This is a genomic window from Bacillus cereus group sp. BfR-BA-01316 (assembly GCF_022664195.1).
In the GTDB taxonomy this organism is placed as follows: domain Bacteria; phylum Bacillota; class Bacilli; order Bacillales; family Bacillaceae_G; genus Bacillus_A.
This window is the reverse complement of record NZ_JAKUGX010000022.1, coordinates 13,023-32,663: the sequence shown is the minus strand read 5'-3', so window position 1 is coordinate 32,663 and position 19,641 is coordinate 13,023. Positions and strand designations below refer to the sequence as shown.

Below are 19,641 nucleotides of genomic sequence, written 5' to 3'. Positions count from 1 at the left end.
ATAAGCTAAGCTTTTGAAATTATTCTTATTTCAATATAAAATATAAATACATTTGTCAAAGAATTGGAGGGTGATACAATTGGATATCCATGTATTAACAAAAGACGAAGCAGAAATTTACTTAGAACTTCGAGTAGAAGGATTAAAACAAAACCCGGAAGCTTTCAGTTCTTCTTATGAAGATATTATTAATAAAGAGTGTGCTATTGAATATAAAGCCCAAAAATTAGCACAAGATGAGAACTATACACTAGGTGCATTTAAAGATGGAAAATTAATCGGAGTTGCAACACTGGAAACGAAACCATATGTAAAACAAGAACATAAAGCGAAAATTGGTTCAGTATACGTTTCTCCAAAAGCACGCGGACTTGGAGCGGGAAAAGCACTTATTAAAGAATGTCTTGAGCTTGCTAAATCTTTAGAAGTAGAGCAAGTTATGCTTGATGTTGTTGTCGGAAACGATGGTGCAAAAAAACTTTATGAGTCATTAGGATTTAAAACATTTGGTGTGCAAGAACGCTCATTAAAATATAACGGACAATATTGGGATGAAGAGCATATGGTTCTTTTCCTAGATGAAGAAAAATAACAAAAAAACATCCTCCATTTATGAGGATGTTTTTTACTTTCTTGTAAACCATGCTGTATATAATAATTGAATGGCCTCTTCAATTTCTTCCTCTAATAAAGTCGCAAATCCAAGTAATACTGTACTTTTTGGAGAAGTCCCTTCCTTATAATACATCGAAACAGGATACACTTTAATACTCCTTTCAGCTGCAGCTTCCATTAATTCTTTCTCTTCCATCCCATTATGCACTTTTAATAAAATATGTAGGCCGGAATCTTCCCCTATTACTTCAATGCGATTAGAAAAATATTTTTCTATTACCGAAACAAGACGGTCTCTCTTCTTTCGGTACACAACACGCATTTTATGAATATGCTTTTCCCAATGCCCGTCATTTAAAAATTTCTTAATGATCTCTTGATCCATTCTTGAAACGCTTTGTGTGTAAAATAAATATTGCTCTTGATACTGTTTAATGAGCTGTTTTGGCAACACCATATAACTCATCCGTAATGATGGCAATAGCGCTTTAGAGAGCGTCCCCATATAAATTACTTTCCCATCTCTATCTAACCCTTGCAGCGCCGGAATCGGCTTTCCTGAATAGCGGAATTCACTATCATAATCATCTTCAATAATATATCTTCCTTCTTCTTTTTTCGCCCATTGTAAAAGCTGCATTCTTCTCGTAATTGGCATAATCATCCCGCAAGGAAACTGATGCGAAGGTGTAACAAATACAACATTTGCATGGCTATCAGTTAACTGTGACATACAAATTCCATCTCCATCTAAAGATAACATTTGGACATTTTGTTCCCCTTGCTCAAAAACAACCATTTTCCGATGGTACCCAGGATTCTCAACCGCATAACGACTTCCCTTTAACAGCTGAAATAACATTTTTACTAATATTTGCGTACCCGCTCCTATTACAATTTGACTAGCTACGCATCGTACACCTCTAGATTCATACAAATAGCTCGCGATTGCTTCTCGTAAACTTACCTCCCCTTGCGGATGTCCAATAAAAAGTAAATCTTTATTTTCAAATTGCCATACCTCGTTCATAATTTTTCGATATACACGAAACGGAAAAGTATTAGTATCAACACCCGTTTGAGTGAAATCAAATTTATACTTCTTATCTTGAAAAGGCGCTTCTCCTATTACCTCTTCACTGCCTTCCACATGAATCATTTGCTCGACTTCACATACAAAATAACCTTTTCTAGAAATCGACTCAATATATCCTTCGGCAAGAAGTTGCTCATAAGCAGCTTCAACTGTATTTTTACTCACTTGTAAATATGTCGCCAGCTTCCTCTTAGCCGGTAATTTCGTAAAGGCTGGAATCGTTCCATCTTTAATCTCTTTTTTTATATACTCATACAATTGTACATACAATGCTGTCTTACTATTTGCATTCAAATTAGGCGTTAGTTCTAACACAACATCTGACCCCTCCTAAAAACACATAACTGATACTTTTTACAGTATCAGAAGTTCTATATAATTCCTTTTATCATGTAACACATTAATAATCAAATACTAGAGAGGAGATGCATGATAATGAACAATGGTAGACGCCTTGGACTTATGATGATTATTACAGGAGCTACCCTATGGGGATTATCTGGTCCCATGATTCAGTGGCTATTTCAACATACTAACGTATCATCAATTGATTTTTTAACAATTCGCCTGTTACTCGCAGGAATATTCATTTTATCTTTCTTGCTTATTAAAAACCAAAACATATTTCACATTTGGAAACATCCTAAACACTTTATACATCTTATAATTTTCTCTATTCTTGGCATGCTTGGTGCGCAGTACGCTTTTATCGAAACAGTTCATATTAGTAATGCCGTAACGGCAACACTATTTCAATTTCTAGGTCCTGTTCTTATTACTATTTACGTTGCGTTTGAGCAAAAGAAATTCCCTGCTTCTATGCAAATACTCGCAATTATAACTGCTCTAACAGGGACATACTTTATTATTACAAACGGTTCAATTGAAAATATTATTTTATCTAAAGCAGCTATTACTTTCGGCCTATTAACAGCGATTGGCTTTGCGTTTTATACCCTTCATCCGGCTTCTCTTATTAAAGACTGTGGAACAACTATAGTAATAGGCTGGGGGATGTTAATTGGAGGGATTGCACTGCTTATTTGTAATCGTCCTTTTGGATGGAATCAGATTTCACAGACTTTCACACTTCAAACTTTTTCTATGCTTATTCTTATCATTATAAGTGGCACTCTTTCTTTCCTTCTTTATATCGGGAGTCTTAAATATTTAGCAGCAACAGAAACAAGTATTTTATCTAGCATTGAACCACTTGTAGCTGCCATCGTTTCAATCGCTTGGCTTAATGAATCTTTTGGAGCATATCAATTATTAGGCGGAGTATGTATCGTTCTTTCTGTTATTTTCTTAACAATGCCTCAAAAAGAGAGAGAACCAACCTTTTCAACTGAACAAATATAGAAAATGTCAAAAGAGGTCGTACAAAACTTACGACCTCTTTTTATGATTTAAAGGAATTGTCTCGTCTTCTAGCAAATACAATTACACTAACAATAAAAATTAGGAGTGTGGCACCATGAAAAAAATCGGAACTATGCTACTTTTCTCCTTCCTCATTACTGGCTGCGCGCAAGTGCAGCCAGATTCAAATGTACCTAAAAAAGAAGTACTAGAAACGTCATCCTCTCAAATTAACGCACCTTCCTTTTTTCATCTTAGTGTCTTAAAAGATGTAAATTGGGAAGAAGCGCCATCATTCGTAGAAGGAAAAATACCGTTAAAAGGCATTGAAGGAAAAATTGCAATGGCTGATAGCTCTATTATCGCAAATGAACAAAATGAAATAATGTGGTTCTTCCTAGATCCTGAAATGCCAACTGGAAAACTATCTATTATCGCGTTAAAACAAGGAACTACAACTCCAACACCAGTACTCTTTCAAAAAGAAAATTCCAAACAAATTTGGACTACTTCAAATACAGTCGATACAATCATAAAGGAACTCCCTCTCGTAATGTCACTACCTTCATCTGGATTATGGGTATTAAACTTATATGTGAATGAAAGATATTATGATCAATTTGTAATCAATGCCGAGTAAATACACTTCTTCATTATTTTGATTTCTTATCTCCAAAAAAGCAGTGCCTTAAAGGCACTGCTTTTGACTATTTATAACTTGGCATTTTCGTAATTTGCGCCACCCCTGATTCAATGGCTGCTTTTGCTACTGCTTCTGCAACACTTGGAACAACTCTTTTATCTAATGGATTTGGAATTACATAATTCGCATTACGCTCTTCGTCCGTAATGATGTTAGCGATTCCATATGCTGCCGCTAATTTCATCTCTTCTGTAATATCTGTCGCACGTACATCTAACGCACCTCGGAATATACCAGGGAACGCCAATACATTATTTACTTGATTCGAATAATCAGAACGCCCAGTTCCTACTACAGCCGCCCCTGCTTCTAATGCATCCTCTGGAAATATTTCTGGAATTGGATTCGCCATTGCAAACACAATTGGTTTCTCATTCATCGTCTGTACAAGTTCTTTCGTTAATACGTTAGGGGCAGATACACCAATGAAAATATCAGCCTGATGAATCGCTTCCTTTAATGTTCCACGTACGTATTCTCGATTTGTCTTCTTTGAAACCTCGATTTGTGCTTCGTTCATCCATGTTTCACCTTCACAAACAATACCTTCTAAGCTAACTAACGTAATATGTTTTGCACCAGCTTTTAATAATAATTTTCCAATTGCAATTCCTGCCGAACCCGCACCGTTAATACCAATTTTCACATCATCTATTTGTTTACTTACGACTTTTAATGCATTAATAACGGCTGCTAAAACGACAATAGCCGTCCCATGTTGATCATCATGGAATATAGGAATATTCGTTTCTTCTTTTAAGCGCTTTTCAATTTCAAAGCAACGTGGTGCTGCAATATCTTCTAAATTAATTCCTGCAAATGTAGGTTCTAAATTTTTCACAAGGGTAACGATTTCATCCACATCCGTCGTCCCTAAACATAACGGGAAAGCATCTACATTCGCAAACTTCTTAAATAAAATACTTTTCCCTTCCATAACAGGCATAGCCGCTTTCGGTCCAATATTCCCTAAACCAAGTACTGCTGTTCCATCTGAAACAACTGCAACCATATTTCCTCTTGCTGTATAGTCATACGCTGTTTCTTCATCTGCCGCAATTGCTTTGCAAGACTCAGCTACCCCTGGTGTATAAGTCAGGCTTAAATCATCCGCTGAATTTACTTCTACTTTACTTGTAATCTCAATTTTCCCCACTAATTCTTTATGCAATAATAATGATCTTTCATTAATTTGACTTTCTAACATACTTATAATCTCCCCTTAATTTGACAAGCTAGCTATACGAATATAGCTAGCTTGTTTGATCATGAAAACATTTTCAATAAAATTGTTGCTGTTACGACCACTGCTGCCCCGCCTAAACGCGTTGAAATTTGCGCAAACGGCATTAATTCCATACGATTTGAAGCTGATAAAATAGCAACATCGCCAGTTCCACCTAAACCACTATGACACCCAGTTACAATCGCTGATTCAACTGGATACATTTTCATCACTTTCCCTACAAGAAAACCTGATGCTACCATTGTAAGAACAACTGATGCACAAACAACAACATATCCTACAGAAAGAACTGCTGCTACGTCTTTTAACGGAATATATAGCAATCCTAAACCGACCATTAATGGCCAAGTGAAGTTCTTTGAAATAAATTTATATAAGTGGAATGCTCCTTGCTCCATTTTTGCTGGCATTAATTTAAAGTATTTCACAAGTGCTGCTGAAAAAATCATAATGATTGCTCCTGGAATACCAATAAACTTAGAAGCGAATCCTCCGAAAATAAAGAATGTACATGCAATCAATAACCCTGCTCCCATTAATGAGAAATCAATTGGTTTTTCTACATTTTGCCCTTTTAATAACTCTGCTTGATTATCTGTTTTTACTAATACACCATTCCCACTAAGTTCAGGTCTCTTCTCCCCTAAACGTTTCATATAGCCTGCGCTTACGATCGCAAACATATTCCCGATAATAGCCGCAGGAATAAGCTGTGATACAAATGTTGCTGATGATTCGTTTAAAATATCACCGTAAGCTAGCGACAATGGTAAAATTCCTTCTCCAATACCACCACTCACAATTGGTACGATGATAAAGAAGAATGTCTGCTTCATTTCAAACCCAAATAGTGAACCTACTAATAAGCCTACTGCGATAGAAGCTAATGTTCCTACTACTAAAGGAATAAACATGCGAACGAAACCTTGTACTAGCACTTTACGATTCATTCCCAAAATACTTCCTACTACTAAACAAGAAATATATAAATATAAAAAATTCGATTTTTTCATTAACATAGTCGCAGCTTCCATTGAAGCTGGATTCATCCAGTTGAAAAATACAAGTAACGATGGAATAAATAATGAAAGAATTGCTGGGCCACCGATGTTTTTTAGAATTGGAATTCTCATCCCAATGTCACCTAAGAAAATACCCATAATCATAATAACTGCAAATCCACCAATCATATCTGCTGGTAATTTATTATATACAGATGCCCCATAAATAATAGCAGCCAATACTACATATAACGGTAAAGGTATTACACCGATTTTTACATTCATAATTTTAGAAGCGAACGATTCTCTTTGTACCTCATTCCCCTCAGAAAATGATACCGCTTCCACATTCTTTTGAATTCCCATATGGCACCTCCTTGTTTTCTTAATAACAATATTAAAACGCTTTCAATAGTAAAAATAGTTTTTGTAAGTTTTGTAACTACTTTTGTAATTAAAAAAAGTATAAGCGACCTATAATAAGTCGCTTATACGTAAAAGTCTATTTTGTTTTGGTCAATACACCTTAATTTACTTACAGGCCTTCCAACATGCTGATACACCATTTCATTCTCTAACACTCCAATTTCAGTCAAAAACATTACATATTTTCGAATAGAAACTCTTGAAACCCCTACTAATTTCGCCATTTCATCTGTTGTAAATGCTTGTCCATGAAGCGATTTGATTTGCTGCCAAATTAGTTGCAGCGTTTGCTTTGTTAATCCTTTCGGAAGCTCTTTATAGACAGAGGACTCTCTTTTTTCTTTTTGTAAAATTAGCGAATCTAATTCCGATTGACTAATTTTTTGTTGATCTTTCATAAAAGTAAGTTTTTCTCGATATACAGTTAATGCCTCTTTAAAGCGTTCAAATGTAAATGGTTTAATTAGATAGTCTACAACTCCATATTGTAATGCTTTTTTGATACTTCCCATATCATGCACAGCTGAAATCATCATAATATCAATTTCTTTTTCTTGATTCCGAATATACATTAAAAGCTCAAATCCAGTCTCCTCAGGCATAAAAATATCAAGTAATATGAAATCTACTCGTGACTTCTCTAATACTTCTATCGCCGATTTTACTGAGTTAACTGCATGGACAAGTTCAAACCCTCCCACTTGCTCTAAATAATGCGTATTTAACATCGCAACCATCGGATCATCTTCTACAATCAAAACTTTGATCATCTTATCTCTCATCCCTACTTTTAGGTATTTCAATCGTTATTGTCGTTCCCGTTCCTAACAATGAATGAACATAAATTCCCCCATTTATTCGCTGTATGCTTTCCTTTACGAGATGCAAACCATACCCCCGATTATCACCCTTTGTGGAATAACCTTTTATAAATAATGCATCAATTTCATCTTCTTTTATGCCTTTCCCTGTATCTTGTACTGTAATAATTAATGTATCCCCATATTGTATTCCAACTTCAACCTGTTTCTTCTCACAATTCGTCACTGCATCTAATGCATTATTAATTAAATTTCCGACAATGGTGATCAGTTCATGAATGATACGTTCATCATATATTTCTGGTAAGTAAGAATCTTCTTTTATAATTAACTTTATATTCTTCTCTCTAGCATAACTAAGTTTACCTAGTAAAAATCCAGCAAATACTGGGCTTTTAATTTTTTTCATAACCCCCCCAATTTCATATTGATGCTCTGATACCATACTACTTACATATTTCTGCAATTCTTCATACTGTTTCATATGTGTTAACCCTAATACGACATGCATTTTATTCATAAATTCATGAGATTGAGCCCGTAATGCTTCCGCATATAGCCTAATACCAGTTAATTCTTCTGCTAATTTTCTAATTTCTGTTTTATCACGAAATGTTGCAATCGCGCCAACTATTTCTCCTTTTACATATAAAGGAACACGATTAGTAACAATCGTAATTCCATAAATATTTTGTTCTTCGTTTAATTGTACCTCTCCTGTTTGCAACACTTCTTTTATACGTGAATTTGGCATATACAATTCAACATCTTTACCAATAAAATCTTCTTCAAGTCCACTTTTCTTAAATAATCGTTTTGCCTCATTATTTATTAAAGTTACATTCGCCTCTTTATCTACAGCAATAATACCTTCTTTCACCGAAAGCAACATCGTATTTCTTTCTTCAAGAATTTTTGCTATCCTATGCGGCTCAAGACCAAATAAACTTTTCTTTATATGTCTAGCTAGCAATATCGCCCCTATAATGCCAACTAATACTCCAACTCCAACACCGATATACATAATATATCTACTTTCCTTAACTCGCTCTTTTACATTATCTGCTGAAATTCCAACCGCAACCGCTCCAAGTTGTTCCCCTGTTTCAGAAAAAACCGGCACAAATACTCTCATAGAGATCCCTAAAGTTCCTTCTGCTAGCGACACATGTTCCTTTCCCTTCAATGCCGTTCCTTCATCTCCTCCAATGAAATGTTGCCCTATTTTTTGAGGATTGGGGTGAGATTTCCGGATTCCATTCATATCCATAACTACAATAAATTGAACATCTGTACTCTTTAATAGCTTATTTGTATACACCTGAATCAAGGAGGTATCTACCTTCCCCGCCAACCCATCAATTACAATAGAATCATTCGCCACAATACGTGCAATCGTTTTTGCCTTCTCAGCCTGACTATCTTCTGTCGCCCGTTCAACATTATGGCTAATTAAAATATCTGTTACGAGTAAAGAAAAAATTACAACTGTACACACTAATAATGTAATCGTTTTCCATAAATTCCATAGTTTTTTTCTTTTTCTCATTCCTTCAATTGCTCCCCTAGTTATTAAATAGAAAAATAAGTAAGGTGGTATCATTTTCACCTTACTTATTTGCTGTTATTATACTTTAAATTTACAGTCATTTCTTATAGTTCTTTTCTTCTTCCATCAAATTAACTTATTCTTCTACAGCCGCTGCACTCTTCGTTATTTCACCAACTTAGGAAACAATATATAATAATAACATGTATTATTTTGCTCAATTATGCATTTCTGCATATTTAGTTATTTTTAAAAAGATTAACTTACAGAATAAGAGAACCCCATATAGAAGTTCTCTCGTTTCATATCACTTTCGCTTCTTAAAAACACCTTTTACAAAACTTTCTTTATGATCCATGTACTTCTTTATCCCGACTGAATGCTTCTTAGCATAATCTAATTTTAAATTTTTGTACTCCACTTTCGCTTCCTCATTGGCATTCAAATAATCTCTGAAGAAGATTAAATCATTCCAAATCCCTTTTTCATACTCTACTAAATGGATATAATGTGTGCGTTTTTGAAAAGTAGAATCAGTAAACTTTTCAAAGACAATTTCACCAGGTCGTTCCACCTTTAATTGTAAAAATCCTATAGATTTAAAACCATCCGTAATACACTTTTCTACTGCATTAAAATCCTCTACAGCTACTAATATGTCTATAACTGGCTTGGATACCATACCTTCAATAACTGTACTACCAATGTGTTCTATACGATTCGCCTCTATATGCATATTTTCTTGTATTTCATGTTTCACTTTAGAAAATTCTTTTTTTCCATTCATCTGTATAAGTCACTATTTTAATTTCGTCACCCGTTATGCCTAATTTATTTTGAGCTTTTCACATAACTAATCGCTTGGCTCCCCATTTGTACCCACGCCTTTTCAAAATCCGCTCTCGATACACTAATATTCGGGCGTTCATTAAGTGGATCTTGAATATATACAGACTCCTTATCATATCCAACAAGAACAACACAATGTTCATTATAAGTAATAGAAACATCCCCACTATTTGTTTCCCATATAGTAAATTCATCCTCATCTAATGGGGCATATGTTGCATTCGTAATCATTACTACCGGTTGCCCATTATTTACACTCTTATAAAGTTCTCCTATACTCTTCCCTGTTAAGTCCACAGCTTCACTCGGTAAATATTTTTTCGCTAATTGAAAAAGTGGTCCATGATATACACCATATCCCGATTCAGAAAACGTATAAATGTTCCCAACAAATCCTTCATTCGGATTTCCTCTTACACCATCGTCTAAAAAATCAACTTTTTTTATTTCATTTGCCAATTTCATCTTATCTACAGAAACACCTGCGTATTGTAACATCATCGTTAAACTTGTTACTTCGCAGCCTCTATCTAGCTCTGGTAATTGCTGAATTAAAGGCACATTTGATAACATGACTTTTTCATCTTTATTAATAAACTCTATTCGTTTTTGACTTTGTATACTTGAGAATAGTAATCCCTTTATTTTCTCCACATACGCTGTAATCCCATTTGTATATGCACCCCATATTCCTATACATAGGACGGCCATACATATATACCACTTCCATTTTCGTATCACTCTCACGCCCTTTTTAATTCGTTAAATACGAATAAAATGCATCGGCATCTGTTTGAACCATAGGAACAAACTTAAGCTCTTTTCCCTTTTCAGGTTGTTCAAGATTTATCTTCTCCGCTAAATCTTGAATATTCAAATTCGCTCTATCCATACCAAGCTCATCTGCTATTTCTATTACCTTTTGCTCATTTATTTCTCTTAATACTTGATATATATCTTTGCCATATAAATCAATATGATATTTTTTTGCTTCTTCCTGCACTTTTTGTTCGTACACTTCTTGTGCTAACTCTTCCATATCTTTTCCTTGTTGAGCAATACCTAGCTTTTCTGCTTCTTCTCTAACTTTCGTTCCGTAGATTTCTTCCTCAATCTCTTCTATTTCTTTTCCTTCAGTTGAAACACCAAGCTTTTCTGCTTCATTATTAATTTTAATCTTATTAATTTGATCAATTAAACTTACAATCGACGTATTCTCTATAGATATTCCTAATTTCAATGCTTCTTGCCTCACTTTTGTTTCATAAATTTCTTCTGAAAGAATTCCAACATCTTTTCCTTCTGCCGAGATACCTAATTGATCAGCTTCTCTTCCTACTTCCGTCTCATGAATTTCTTTTTCTAACGTAATTTGTTCTTTACCATCCGTTTCAATGCCTAACTTTTCCGCCTTTTCTTCTGTATGCATTGCATGTATTTTCCCATCATTTAATTGTTCTTTACTACGCTGCGTGTAATCTGTCTTTCCTTTTGTCATTCCAGAAGGAGAGGCACCCCCTAATATACTTAAACTCATTACTCCAATAGCGAATACCGTCATCATTTTCTTTTTCAAGACTTCTTCCTCCCTCTCACGCTTTCTTTTTCCATCTTCACCATAATTTTTCCAATACTATACATCAACTTCATCACTGTTAGAAATAACAGTATGATTCATCTAATTCATTCAAAAAACATCTACTCCAGCGTCTCTTTCTATTACAAGTTTCCATGATGTAATACATGCTACAAGTTATTCCTTAACTTTCCCTTAAAAAAGACGACCTTGTAAAAACAAGATCGTCTTCTCACTTATAATCTTTGATTTTTTGGGAAAATCACTTCAAAACAAGTTCCTTCTCCCCATTTGCTCTCTGCCGATATTTTCCCATAATGCTTTTCTACAATCCAATTAGCGATTGAAAGACCTAATCCCGCTCCTTCTGATGGACTTCTCGCTTTATCTCCTTGATAAAAACGATCAAATAACTTTGGAATATCCCCTTCTTTAACTCCTATCCCGTTATCTTTCACTTGTATGCGAATTGAACTACTCGTTTGCATACAATTAATTTGAATATGTCCACCTTCATTCGTATACTTCATCGCATTATCTAGCAATATAACCATCAATTGATGGATTCTCTCTCTATCGCCAATAAACGATATGTCACGTTCTACTTTTAATAGCATCTCTTTTTCTTGATAAGAAGCAATTTCTTTATATGGATCTATTATTTCTTCTAACAATTTATCCAATTCAAATATTTTCTTATCCATCTCGATTTGATTAGAATCCGAACGTGCTAACAATAATAAATTAGCTACGAGCTTCGATAACCGTCTACACTCCTTTGAAATCGTAGAAATATCCATCGCTTTTTCTTCTATCGTAGCGGATGGTGATTGGAATAACACATCCGTTTTTGATTGAATAACTGCAAGCGGTGTTCTTAATTCATGTGATGCATCTGAAACGAATTGTTGCTGTTTTTCCCATGAATTTTGAATAGGTATGAGCGCTCTACCAGCTAGGAAAAAACCGATACCAATTGCACATAGACTTCCTATGCTACAGCCAATAACGAGAATTAAAAATAAAGTATTTAGCATCTCTTCTTCAGCTGTTGTATCACGTACGATTTGAACTATTTTCCCATCTTTTTGAAACGAAAATGTTCTAAAATATTTGCCTTGCACTTCGATATCTTGTACGGATTCTAACTTTTTGGGATAAAACTTCTCTAAATGTTCTTCAAAAGTGGGACGAAGTTTACGATTATCAACATCTACTTCTACCGTTTTTCCAATCCAAGTTAACTGGACTACCCGCGGATCTCCAACCGGATTTTTTTCCATAAATTTCCTACGAGGAATTTTATCATCTAATCTTTCTCTATATTGAACCGTTTTTTCTATAGATCTATTTACTTCATTATAAGTACGTTTATATGTGTATGCATAAATAATACTGCCTAAAACTCCTATTAATAGGATAAACACTAACGAATTTAATATAGTCAGACGAATGCGTGTTTTTTGAAACATACTTCCTTTTTTCATTGTTCTTTTAATATATATCCAATACCTCGAACGGTTTGAATATCTTTCTGATAACCGAATGGTTCTAATTTTTTACGTAAATGATGCACATACACTTCTACAATCGCTACTGTCGTATCTGAATCAAATCCCCAAACACGATCAAAAATTTGTTCACGCATTAAAATCTTACCGCTATTCTGAATGAGGTACTCTAGAAGTTCATACTGTTTTAAAGTCAACTTAATTGCTTGTCCATCTACTTGTGCATCTTTATCTTTTCCAAACAGTTCGATCCCTTTATAACGAATTGTCTGCTTTGTTGTTAAACTACCACTTCGTCGTAATAAAGCACGAATTCTCGCTTTTAATTCCGGTGCTTGAAATGGCTTAACGAGATAGTCGTCTCCACCAAAATCCAATCCTTTCACCCGGTCTTCCAAAGAATCCCTCGCTGTCAAAAACAGGACTGGCGTTTCAATCTTTTCATCACGTATTTTTTGAATCACTTCAAATCCGTCCATTTCTGGCATCATCACATCAAGTAGGATTGCATCATAAATGTTTTGCAGTGCTAAAAATAATCCATCTTCTCCATTCAACGCTGTATCTACTTCAAACTCATCACGTAAGATTTGGACAATAGACTCTAATAAAGAAGCATTATCTTCTACTACAAGTAAGCGCATATTCTCACCTTCCACAATCTATTTCAACTCTATTTATTATTACATTTCTTCTCTTCATAACGAAAGAATGTAATCATATTATGTAATTTTATTTTCGAATATTTCCTTCTAAGGTTTTGCTTGATATAGAATTTTGAACCTTTATTATAAAAGCTCTTTCTTAAATTTTGCTTAATAAAAAATTGAAAGAAATAAGATTTCCCTTATCTCTTTCAATTTTTTACTACATACACCTTTTTACTCGGCAACTCCAAACAATTTAACTGCCCACCATACACAGACCCGCCATCAATTCCAATAATACGATTACTACCAAAATATACTCCGCAATTTCCATTACCATGAAGCGTCTTCGTTTCCGTATGGCCAAATACAACAACCTTTTCGCCACTATATCCACTATGAAACTCATTACGGATCCACATTAACGTGTACGGTTCAGATTCAGAAACTCGTTTCATCGGCTCAACACCAGCATGTACAAATATATACTCTTCTGTTTCAATGTAATGATCTAGTTCTTGAATAAACTTTACATGTTCTTCTAATACATGAGATTGTAAAACCGGCTTTTGGAAGTCCTCCTCATTAACCGCAATATCTTCTTCTAGGAATCCATAGCTATATAATGTTTTATCGCCACCATTTCTTTTTACCCAATGATTCCATGAACGTTCCTCATCTGTCGTTAACGCTTTAATCATCATATCCTCATGATTTCCCTTTAAAACGAAAGCTCCCTCTTTTTTTAACTCTTTCACCTTTTCAATTACAGCACATGCATTTGGACCCCGGTCCACATAATCCCCTAATAAAATGAGCTGATCCTGTTTCGCGTCGTATTGAGCTTCTTTCAATAATTTCTCGAACTTTTCTATTTCTCCATGAATATCACTAATAACAAGTATTCTCCTCATTTCTTCCCCTTCTTTCTAAACCACTCTCTTTCTAATTATAGATCAAACCAGCAGAAATTTCTGAATCCTAATCCGAAATATCATTTCTTACAAATAAAGCTATTACCCTTACAACAATGTAAGTCTCTTGTCATCCAATTCGATAGTTGTAATTACTACATTTCCTTATACTTAAGGTAAGAAATGAAACAAAAAACAAGGAGAGATGAGATATGAAAAAAGTGATGGAAGTTGTAGTAGCGGTGGCAGAGGTTTTCGTAAATGGCAAACAAGTTGCAATGGAGTTAAACAAATAATGAAAAAGACAAGATTCATTCTAGACCCTTTACTCATATAAAAGAGATAAGAGTTCCTCATTTCTTTGATCCCTTATCTCCCTGTAAAGAAAGCCGTATCCTTTTTAAGGATACGGCTTTCTTTTATTTTTGACTTGTACGAGTTGAAATACTAATTGCTCTATCTGTTGCTTTTGCAGCTTCATCTAATGCTTCTTTACTATTTTTCCCGTCATACATTGCTTCTAATGCTTTTACAACGGCATCTCGTGATTCTGGAAATACACTAATTAATGCCCCTTGAGTTGCTGGAGATTGCTTCGTCGCTTGTAGTTGTTCTACCGTTACTTTTAGCTGTGGATATTTTTCGTATTGCTCTTTTACTAACGGCTCATTATATGCATCTGGATTAATTGAGAAATACCCTGTTGCTGTATGCCATTTCGCTTGTACGTCTGGTTTCGTTAAATATTTCATAAAGTCCCAAGCACCTTGCTGCGTTTCTTCTGAAACCATATTCGTCATCCATAATGATGCTCCGCCAATTACAACACCATTTTGTTTCGTATCTTCTGGATATGGAATATATGCAACACCAACATTAAACTTAGATGCATCAATTAAATCACGAACACCAGCTGAAGAATCTAAATACATAGCAACTTGTCCAGATTGGAATGCGGCACGAATATCATCCCAACTTGCTCCATACTTTCCGAGTGTACCGGCCTTATTCAATTCATCTAACATCCCAAATACTTTTTGACCTTCTTTTCCGTTAAATACTGCTTTCGTAGCTGCATCTTTACGTCCATTCTCTTTATCTACATATAGACCGCCTTGTGTCGCCAATAATTCTTCAAAGAACCAACCATAGTTCAGCATAGAGAATCCATATTGTTTTACATTTCCGCCCTCTTTAATCGTTAACTTCTTCGCTGCTTCTTTTAATTCTGCATATGTTTTTGGAGCTTTCTCCGGATCTAACCCAGCCTTTGCGAAAGCATCTTTATTATAAATTAATACTGGTGTAGATGAATTAAATGGCATAGAGTACATTTTTCCATCAACTGAATAATAATTCGTAATTGCTTTTTCTAATTTTGATGTATCGTACTTATCTTTTTTAATCCAGTTATCAATAGGCGTAATCTTTTTGCTATCAATCATATATTTCGTTGTAATTTCACTTGATTGAACAAGAGCTGGTGCTTCTTTCGTTGCAGCTATCGTTTTGAACTTCGTTAAAGACTCTTCGTATGTTCCTTGAAACTCTGCCTTTATCTCGTATTTATTCTGTGACTTATTATAGTCTGCAACAAGCCCATCTAGCACACCTTGTGTTTTTCCACCCATCGCATGCCAGAAGCGAATTACAGTTTTATCACCATTTTTTTCAACAGGAGCTACTTTTTCCTGTGCTTCAGATTTCCCCTCTGTTTTACTACTTGAACAAGCTGCCCCAGTTAACGCCATTGTGGCTGCCATCAAAAGAACAGCACTTTTTTTCAATAAACTCATCTCAATCCCACCTTTTTCCTATGTATGCTTATTTAATTGCACCTTTTGTTAATCCTTGTTGCAATTGCTTTTGTCCTAAAAATAATAAAATCAATGTTGGAATGACGATAACAGTAACACCAGCCATTACACTTCCCCAATCAGTTGCAACTTCTTGAGACTGGAGCTGCTTCACACCAATTTGAACTGTTCTTACTTTTTCATCAGTGGTCACTAAAAGCGGCCATAAATACATATTCCATGTTGTTAAAAAGCTATATACTCCAAGCGTAATAAAACTCGTTTTACAATACGGAATTACAACACTGAATAAAAATCTTACATTTCCAATCCCTTCAATAAAAGCAGCTTCTTTCAGTTCATTTGGAAGTGTCATAAAATGCTGACGTAGTAAAAAAATACCGAAAGCTGTTGCAAAAAATGGCACTGTCATCCCAGCAAAGCTATTGATCCATCCGAAGTTTTGAATCGTTAAAAAGTTTGGTACCATCGTCGCTTCCCACGGAATGAGCATCGTTGAAATAAACAAGAAGAAAATAAAGTTCCTTCCTTTAAACTGAAGAAAGACAAAAGCATAAGCTGCTAAGCTTGATACGATAAGTTGTCCAAACATAACAACTGTCGATACAATTAAACTGTTATATAAATATGTAAAAAGCGGTACTTTTTGAAAAATATTAATGAAATTATCAAAAGTAAATTGAGTTGGAAATAACCTTCTCATTTGAATATCGTCTGGTGTCATAAAGCTTATTAAAAACGCGTAGAGTACAGGAAAAAATACCATCATCGCACTAATGATGAGCAACATATATAAAAGAAAATTTTGTTTCCATTTTTTCACGATCATTTATAATGCACCTTTCTCTCTGCAAACTTGAATTGAAGTAATGTAGCAATGAAAATGAAAACAAATAATACCATTGCTTGTGCACTTGCCGTTCCAAATTGATGATTCACAAATGCCTCTTTATAAATCGAGTACACAATTAAATTCGTTGCATCATTCGGTCCACCATGTGTTAAAATATCAATTTGCCCAAAGCTTTGAAATGCACTAATCAACGTTACTGTCACGATAAAAAATAAAGTTGGTGATAGCATCGGTAATGTAACGCAGCGAAGCTTATATAAATAACTAGCACCATCTATAGATGCACTCTCATATAAAGACGTATCAATATTTTGTAAACCGCCTAATATAACTAAAAATGCAAATCCTGTATTCACCCAAACAGTTGTAACCGATACAGAAAATAATGCCCAGTCTGGACTCGTTAACCATGCAATTGCAGGGAGATTCATAGAGGCTAATATATTATTAAATAACCCTACGCTTGGATGGAATAAAAATAACCAAATCACTGCACTAGCAGCTACCGATATCCCCATCGTTGAAGAAAAGAGCACCCGGAACAATCCAATACCTTTTACTTTCTCATTTGCAATTAATGCAAGAAATAAAGCAAATACAATACTAGTAGGCACTGTATATACAACAAATAATAAAGTTGACTTTACGCTCTTGTAGAAAGCAGGATCAGAAAATAAATATTGATAATTTTCTAAGCCAACAAAAAGGTTAGCTTCCCCGTGTATATCTGTTAAATAAAAACTATAATAAATCGTCCTAAACAATGGATAGAAAAGAAAAATCGAAAACAATAAAATAGATGGTGCTAAAAATAATAATCCTATTCTTAAATCTTTCGTTCTTCCCCATAATGCCTTCTTTTTTGAAACTTTTGTTTGAGTTGGTAATTTCCCTACCTCAATCATTATTTCGCCACCACTTTCAGCTCTTCTTCAGCTACCACTTTTAATCTTTCATTCGTATTCTGGTGAAAGAAGCATAGTTTTTCTTGCGAGAATAATAATTTTACTTTGTCACCTTTGTTCAGGAGTAATTGTCCGATGACTTTCGCACTCCAAGTTGTTCCATTTACCGCAAAGTTTAATATAGATTCATTCCCTAATACTTCTACAGATTGCAGCGTCACTTCTTGTCCTTCCTCAGACAATGCAATATGCTCAGGACGCATGCCTATTCGAATAGTTCCTTCTGGTAATTGCTTTAGCTGTCCAATAGATAATGGGATTTGCAATTGCCCTATATGTAATATGCCTTTTTCTTTATCCACTTCCCCATCATTCATATTCATAGACGGAGAACCTATAAAACTTGCAACAAATTCGTTTGCTGGTTCGTTATATATGTCAAGCGGTGTTCCAACTTGTTGTATACTTCCTTTATTTAAGACCATGATACGATCTCCCATAGTCATTGCTTCTATTTGATCGTGAGTAACGTAAATCATCGTAATTCCTAATCGTTGCTGAATTTCTCTAATTTCAATCCTCATCTGTGCACGTAATTTCGCATCTAAATTCGAAAGTGGTTCATCCATTAAACAAATCGGTGCTTGACTCACAATCGCCCTAGCAAGCGCAACACGCTGTCTTTGTCCACCTGATAATTGCCCCGGTTTCATTTTCACATACTCTTTCAGTCCTACCATTTCAACAGCTTCCATTAATCGTTTTTGCCGCTCTTCTTTCTGTACTTTTCTTACCTTAAGTCCGAATAAAATATTTTCTTCTACAGATAAGTGCGGATATAACGCATAGTTTTGAAATACCATTGATAGATTACGATCTTTTGGCTCTAAATCATTTGCAACACGTTCATTAATAATTAAATCTCCCGAAGAAATTTCTTCTAAACCAGCCAGCATTCGTAATAATGTACTTTTTCCACATCCCGAAGGTCCAACTAAAACAAAAAATTCTCCTCTTTTAATATGAACTGATACGTCTTTAACTGCTGTCTCTTCCGCATTTTTATATACCTTTGAAACATTTTTCAATTCAATCACAAGGTTGCACTCCTTTTTTCTTCTTGTATCCACACTTCATAATGGCTCGTTGAAATTGCACTTGCTCCTGCACGAATTGCAATTTCCGCATCTTCTCTCGTTTGAATTAGTCCGCCTGCAATAATAGGAAATTCTATTTCCTCTGCTAGCTGTTTAATAATAGAAGGCATAATACCAGGCATAATCTCTACTGCATTCGGTTTAGTCGTTTTACAATTTTCAATTGATTTTGTAAGAGATAAAGTATCAACGATAAAAATACGTTGAATCGTTTTCAATCCAATTTTATTGGCATTTCGAATTGTCGATCCCTTTGTCGAAATAATACCTTGTGCTCCGATAACATCTTGAATATATAAAAGTGCTTCCTCTGTGTTCGTATTTAAGCCTTGTATAAAATCACAATGAAGAAATACATCATGTCCATGTTTCTGTAATTCATATACACGCTCTGGTAACTCCAGCATTGAACCAGTCATAAGAAAAACTGTTTTAGGTAATTTTTTGTATGTTTTATACCCTTTCCAATTTTTTATCATCGCGATATAAGGTTATTTAAACATTGATTCCACCTAGCTTTTCTATTTTTATCCAAACTAAAAACACCTACTTACATAGAACACCTTTCTCCTTATTTGAACTCTAGGGAATAG

Annotated in this window: 18 protein-coding genes and 1 pseudogene; 3 read left to right on the top strand and 16 right to left on the bottom strand. The window is 34.7% G+C overall.

The genetic code is table 11. The annotated features are described in order from the left end of the window. Positions 1-79 precede the first annotated feature (79 nt). A complete protein-coding gene (locus tag MR071_RS16660; protein ID WP_105586161.1) occupies positions 80-592 on the top strand; it encodes a GNAT family N-acetyltransferase in 513 nt (170 codons plus the stop codon). Positions 593-625: 33 nt separating this feature from the next. On the opposite strand, the gene pdxR is transcribed toward MR071_RS16660, so the two are convergent. Beyond that, entirely contained in the window at positions 626-2,026 is a 1,401-nt protein-coding gene (gene pdxR / locus MR071_RS16655; RefSeq protein ID WP_242237012.1) for a MocR-like pyridoxine biosynthesis transcription factor PdxR, read from the bottom strand. 120 nt (positions 2,027-2,146) lie between these two features. On the opposite strand from pdxR, the gene MR071_RS16650 reads away from it, so the two are divergent. Together MR071_RS16650 and MR071_RS16645 are read left to right on the top strand one after the other, a co-directional pair. Further along, complete coding sequence (locus MR071_RS16650) at positions 2,147-3,073, top strand: DMT family transporter (RefSeq protein WP_105586163.1); 927 nt, start codon at positions 2,147-2,149, stop codon at positions 3,071-3,073. 115 nt (positions 3,074-3,188) lie between these two features. Beyond that, entirely contained in the window at positions 3,189-3,713 is a 525-nt protein-coding gene (locus MR071_RS16645; protein WP_242237010.1) for a DUF4871 domain-containing protein, read from the top strand. A 67-nt stretch (positions 3,714-3,780) separates the two neighbouring features. Here MR071_RS16645 and MR071_RS16640 read toward each other — a convergent pair whose 3' ends face one another. The 15 genes and pseudogenes from MR071_RS16640 to MR071_RS16570 form a co-directional block, all read right to left on the bottom strand. Further along, positions 3,781-4,983, bottom strand: coding sequence for an NAD(P)-dependent malic enzyme (locus MR071_RS16640; protein ID WP_242237008.1), 1,203 nt, complete (start codon positions 4,981-4,983; stop codon positions 3,781-3,783). Between the two features lie 59 nt (positions 4,984-5,042). Beyond that, complete coding sequence (locus tag MR071_RS16635) at positions 5,043-6,389, bottom strand: 2-hydroxycarboxylate transporter family protein (protein WP_105586166.1); 1,347 nt, start codon at positions 6,387-6,389, stop codon at positions 5,043-5,045. A gap of 122 nt (positions 6,390-6,511) precedes the next feature. Beyond that, on the bottom strand, positions 6,512-7,219 hold the full coding sequence (locus tag MR071_RS16630) for a response regulator (RefSeq protein ID WP_242237006.1): 708 nt from the start codon (positions 7,217-7,219) through the stop codon (positions 6,512-6,514). A gap of 1 nt (position 7,220) precedes the next feature. Next, positions 7,221-8,819, bottom strand: coding sequence for a sensor histidine kinase (locus MR071_RS16625; protein ID WP_305037872.1), 1,599 nt, complete (start codon positions 8,817-8,819; stop codon positions 7,221-7,223). A 307-nt stretch (positions 8,820-9,126) separates the two neighbouring features. Next, positions 9,127-9,643 (bottom strand): annotated as a pseudogene (locus MR071_RS16620) (GrpB family protein). Between the two features lie 7 nt (positions 9,644-9,650). Beyond that, the gene (locus tag MR071_RS16615; RefSeq protein WP_242237003.1) at positions 9,651-10,379 is read right to left on the bottom strand and encodes a C39 family peptidase; all 729 of its coding nucleotides are present in this window, start codon (positions 10,377-10,379) and stop codon (positions 9,651-9,653) included. 43 nt (positions 10,380-10,422) lie between these two features. After that, complete coding sequence (locus MR071_RS16610; RefSeq protein WP_105586170.1) at positions 10,423-11,244, bottom strand: transporter; 822 nt, start codon at positions 11,242-11,244, stop codon at positions 10,423-10,425. 236 nt (positions 11,245-11,480) lie between these two features. Beyond that, positions 11,481-12,731, bottom strand: a complete 1,251-nt coding sequence (locus MR071_RS16605) for a sensor histidine kinase (RefSeq protein WP_242237001.1) — start codon at positions 12,729-12,731, stop codon at positions 11,481-11,483. Next, positions 12,728-13,399, bottom strand: coding sequence for a response regulator transcription factor (locus MR071_RS16600; RefSeq protein WP_105586172.1), 672 nt, complete (start codon positions 13,397-13,399; stop codon positions 12,728-12,730). Before MR071_RS16600 ends, MR071_RS16605 begins: the two co-directional genes overlap by 4 nt. A gap of 212 nt (positions 13,400-13,611) precedes the next feature. Then, entirely contained in the window at positions 13,612-14,316 is a 705-nt protein-coding gene (locus tag MR071_RS16595) for a metallophosphoesterase family protein (RefSeq protein WP_105586173.1), read from the bottom strand. Between the two features lie 419 nt (positions 14,317-14,735). Continuing rightward, on the bottom strand, positions 14,736-16,112 hold the full coding sequence (locus tag MR071_RS16590) for an ABC transporter substrate-binding protein (RefSeq protein WP_242236999.1): 1,377 nt from the start codon (positions 16,110-16,112) through the stop codon (positions 14,736-14,738). A 28-nt stretch (positions 16,113-16,140) separates the two neighbouring features. Beyond that, positions 16,141-16,962, bottom strand: a complete 822-nt coding sequence (locus tag MR071_RS16585; protein ID WP_105586175.1) for a carbohydrate ABC transporter permease — start codon at positions 16,960-16,962, stop codon at positions 16,141-16,143. Beyond that, positions 16,959-17,891, bottom strand: coding sequence for a carbohydrate ABC transporter permease (locus MR071_RS16580; protein ID WP_105586176.1), 933 nt, complete (start codon positions 17,889-17,891; stop codon positions 16,959-16,961). Before MR071_RS16580 ends, MR071_RS16585 begins: the two co-directional genes overlap by 4 nt. After that, positions 17,891-18,988 carry an ABC transporter ATP-binding protein gene (locus MR071_RS16575; RefSeq protein ID WP_242236997.1) on the bottom strand — a complete coding sequence of 366 codons (1,098 nt, stop codon included), beginning with the start codon at positions 18,986-18,988 and terminating at the stop codon, positions 17,891-17,893. Before MR071_RS16575 ends, MR071_RS16580 begins: the two co-directional genes overlap by 1 nt. Then, on the bottom strand, positions 18,985-19,527 hold the full coding sequence (locus tag MR071_RS16570; protein ID WP_242236994.1) for a glycerol-3-phosphate responsive antiterminator: 543 nt from the start codon (positions 19,525-19,527) through the stop codon (positions 18,985-18,987). Before MR071_RS16570 ends, MR071_RS16575 begins: the two co-directional genes overlap by 4 nt. Positions 19,528-19,641 lie beyond the last annotated feature (114 nt).

Coding starts and splice junctions, on each gene's coding strand:
- MR071_RS16650 (WP_105586163.1), top strand. CDS start 2,147: ATGAACAATGGTAGACGCCTTGGACTTATGATGATTATTACAGGAGCT.
- MR071_RS16645 (WP_242237010.1), top strand. CDS start 3,189: ATGAAAAAAATCGGAACTATGCTACTTTTCTCCTTCCTCATTACTGGC.
- MR071_RS16640 (WP_242237008.1), bottom strand. CDS start 4,983: ATGTTAGAAAGTCAAATTAATGAAAGATCATTATTATTGCATAAAGAA.
- MR071_RS16635 (WP_105586166.1), bottom strand. CDS start 6,389: ATGGGAATTCAAAAGAATGTGGAAGCGGTATCATTTTCTGAGGGGAAT.
- MR071_RS16630 (WP_242237006.1), bottom strand. CDS start 7,219: ATGATCAAAGTTTTGATTGTAGAAGATGATCCGATGGTTGCGATGTTA.
- MR071_RS16625 (WP_305037872.1), bottom strand. CDS start 8,819: ATGAGAAAAAGAAAAAAACTATGGAATTTATGGAAAACGATTACATTA.
- MR071_RS16615 (WP_242237003.1), bottom strand. CDS start 10,379: ATGGCCGTCCTATGTATAGGAATATGGGGTGCATATACAAATGGGATT.
- MR071_RS16605 (WP_242237001.1), bottom strand. CDS start 12,731: ATGAAAAAAGGAAGTATGTTTCAAAAAACACGCATTCGTCTGACTATA.
- MR071_RS16600 (WP_105586172.1), bottom strand. CDS start 13,399: ATGCGCTTACTTGTAGTAGAAGATAATGCTTCTTTATTAGAGTCTATT.
- MR071_RS16595 (WP_105586173.1), bottom strand. CDS start 14,316: ATGAGGAGAATACTTGTTATTAGTGATATTCATGGAGAAATAGAAAAG.
- MR071_RS16590 (WP_242236999.1), bottom strand. CDS start 16,112: ATGAGTTTATTGAAAAAAAGTGCTGTTCTTTTGATGGCAGCCACAATG.
- MR071_RS16585 (WP_105586175.1), bottom strand. CDS start 16,962: ATGATCGTGAAAAAATGGAAACAAAATTTTCTTTTATATATGTTGCTC.
- MR071_RS16580 (WP_105586176.1), bottom strand. CDS start 17,891: ATGATTGAGGTAGGGAAATTACCAACTCAAACAAAAGTTTCAAAAAAG.
- MR071_RS16570 (WP_242236994.1), bottom strand. CDS start 19,527: ATGATAAAAAATTGGAAAGGGTATAAAACATACAAAAAATTACCTAAA.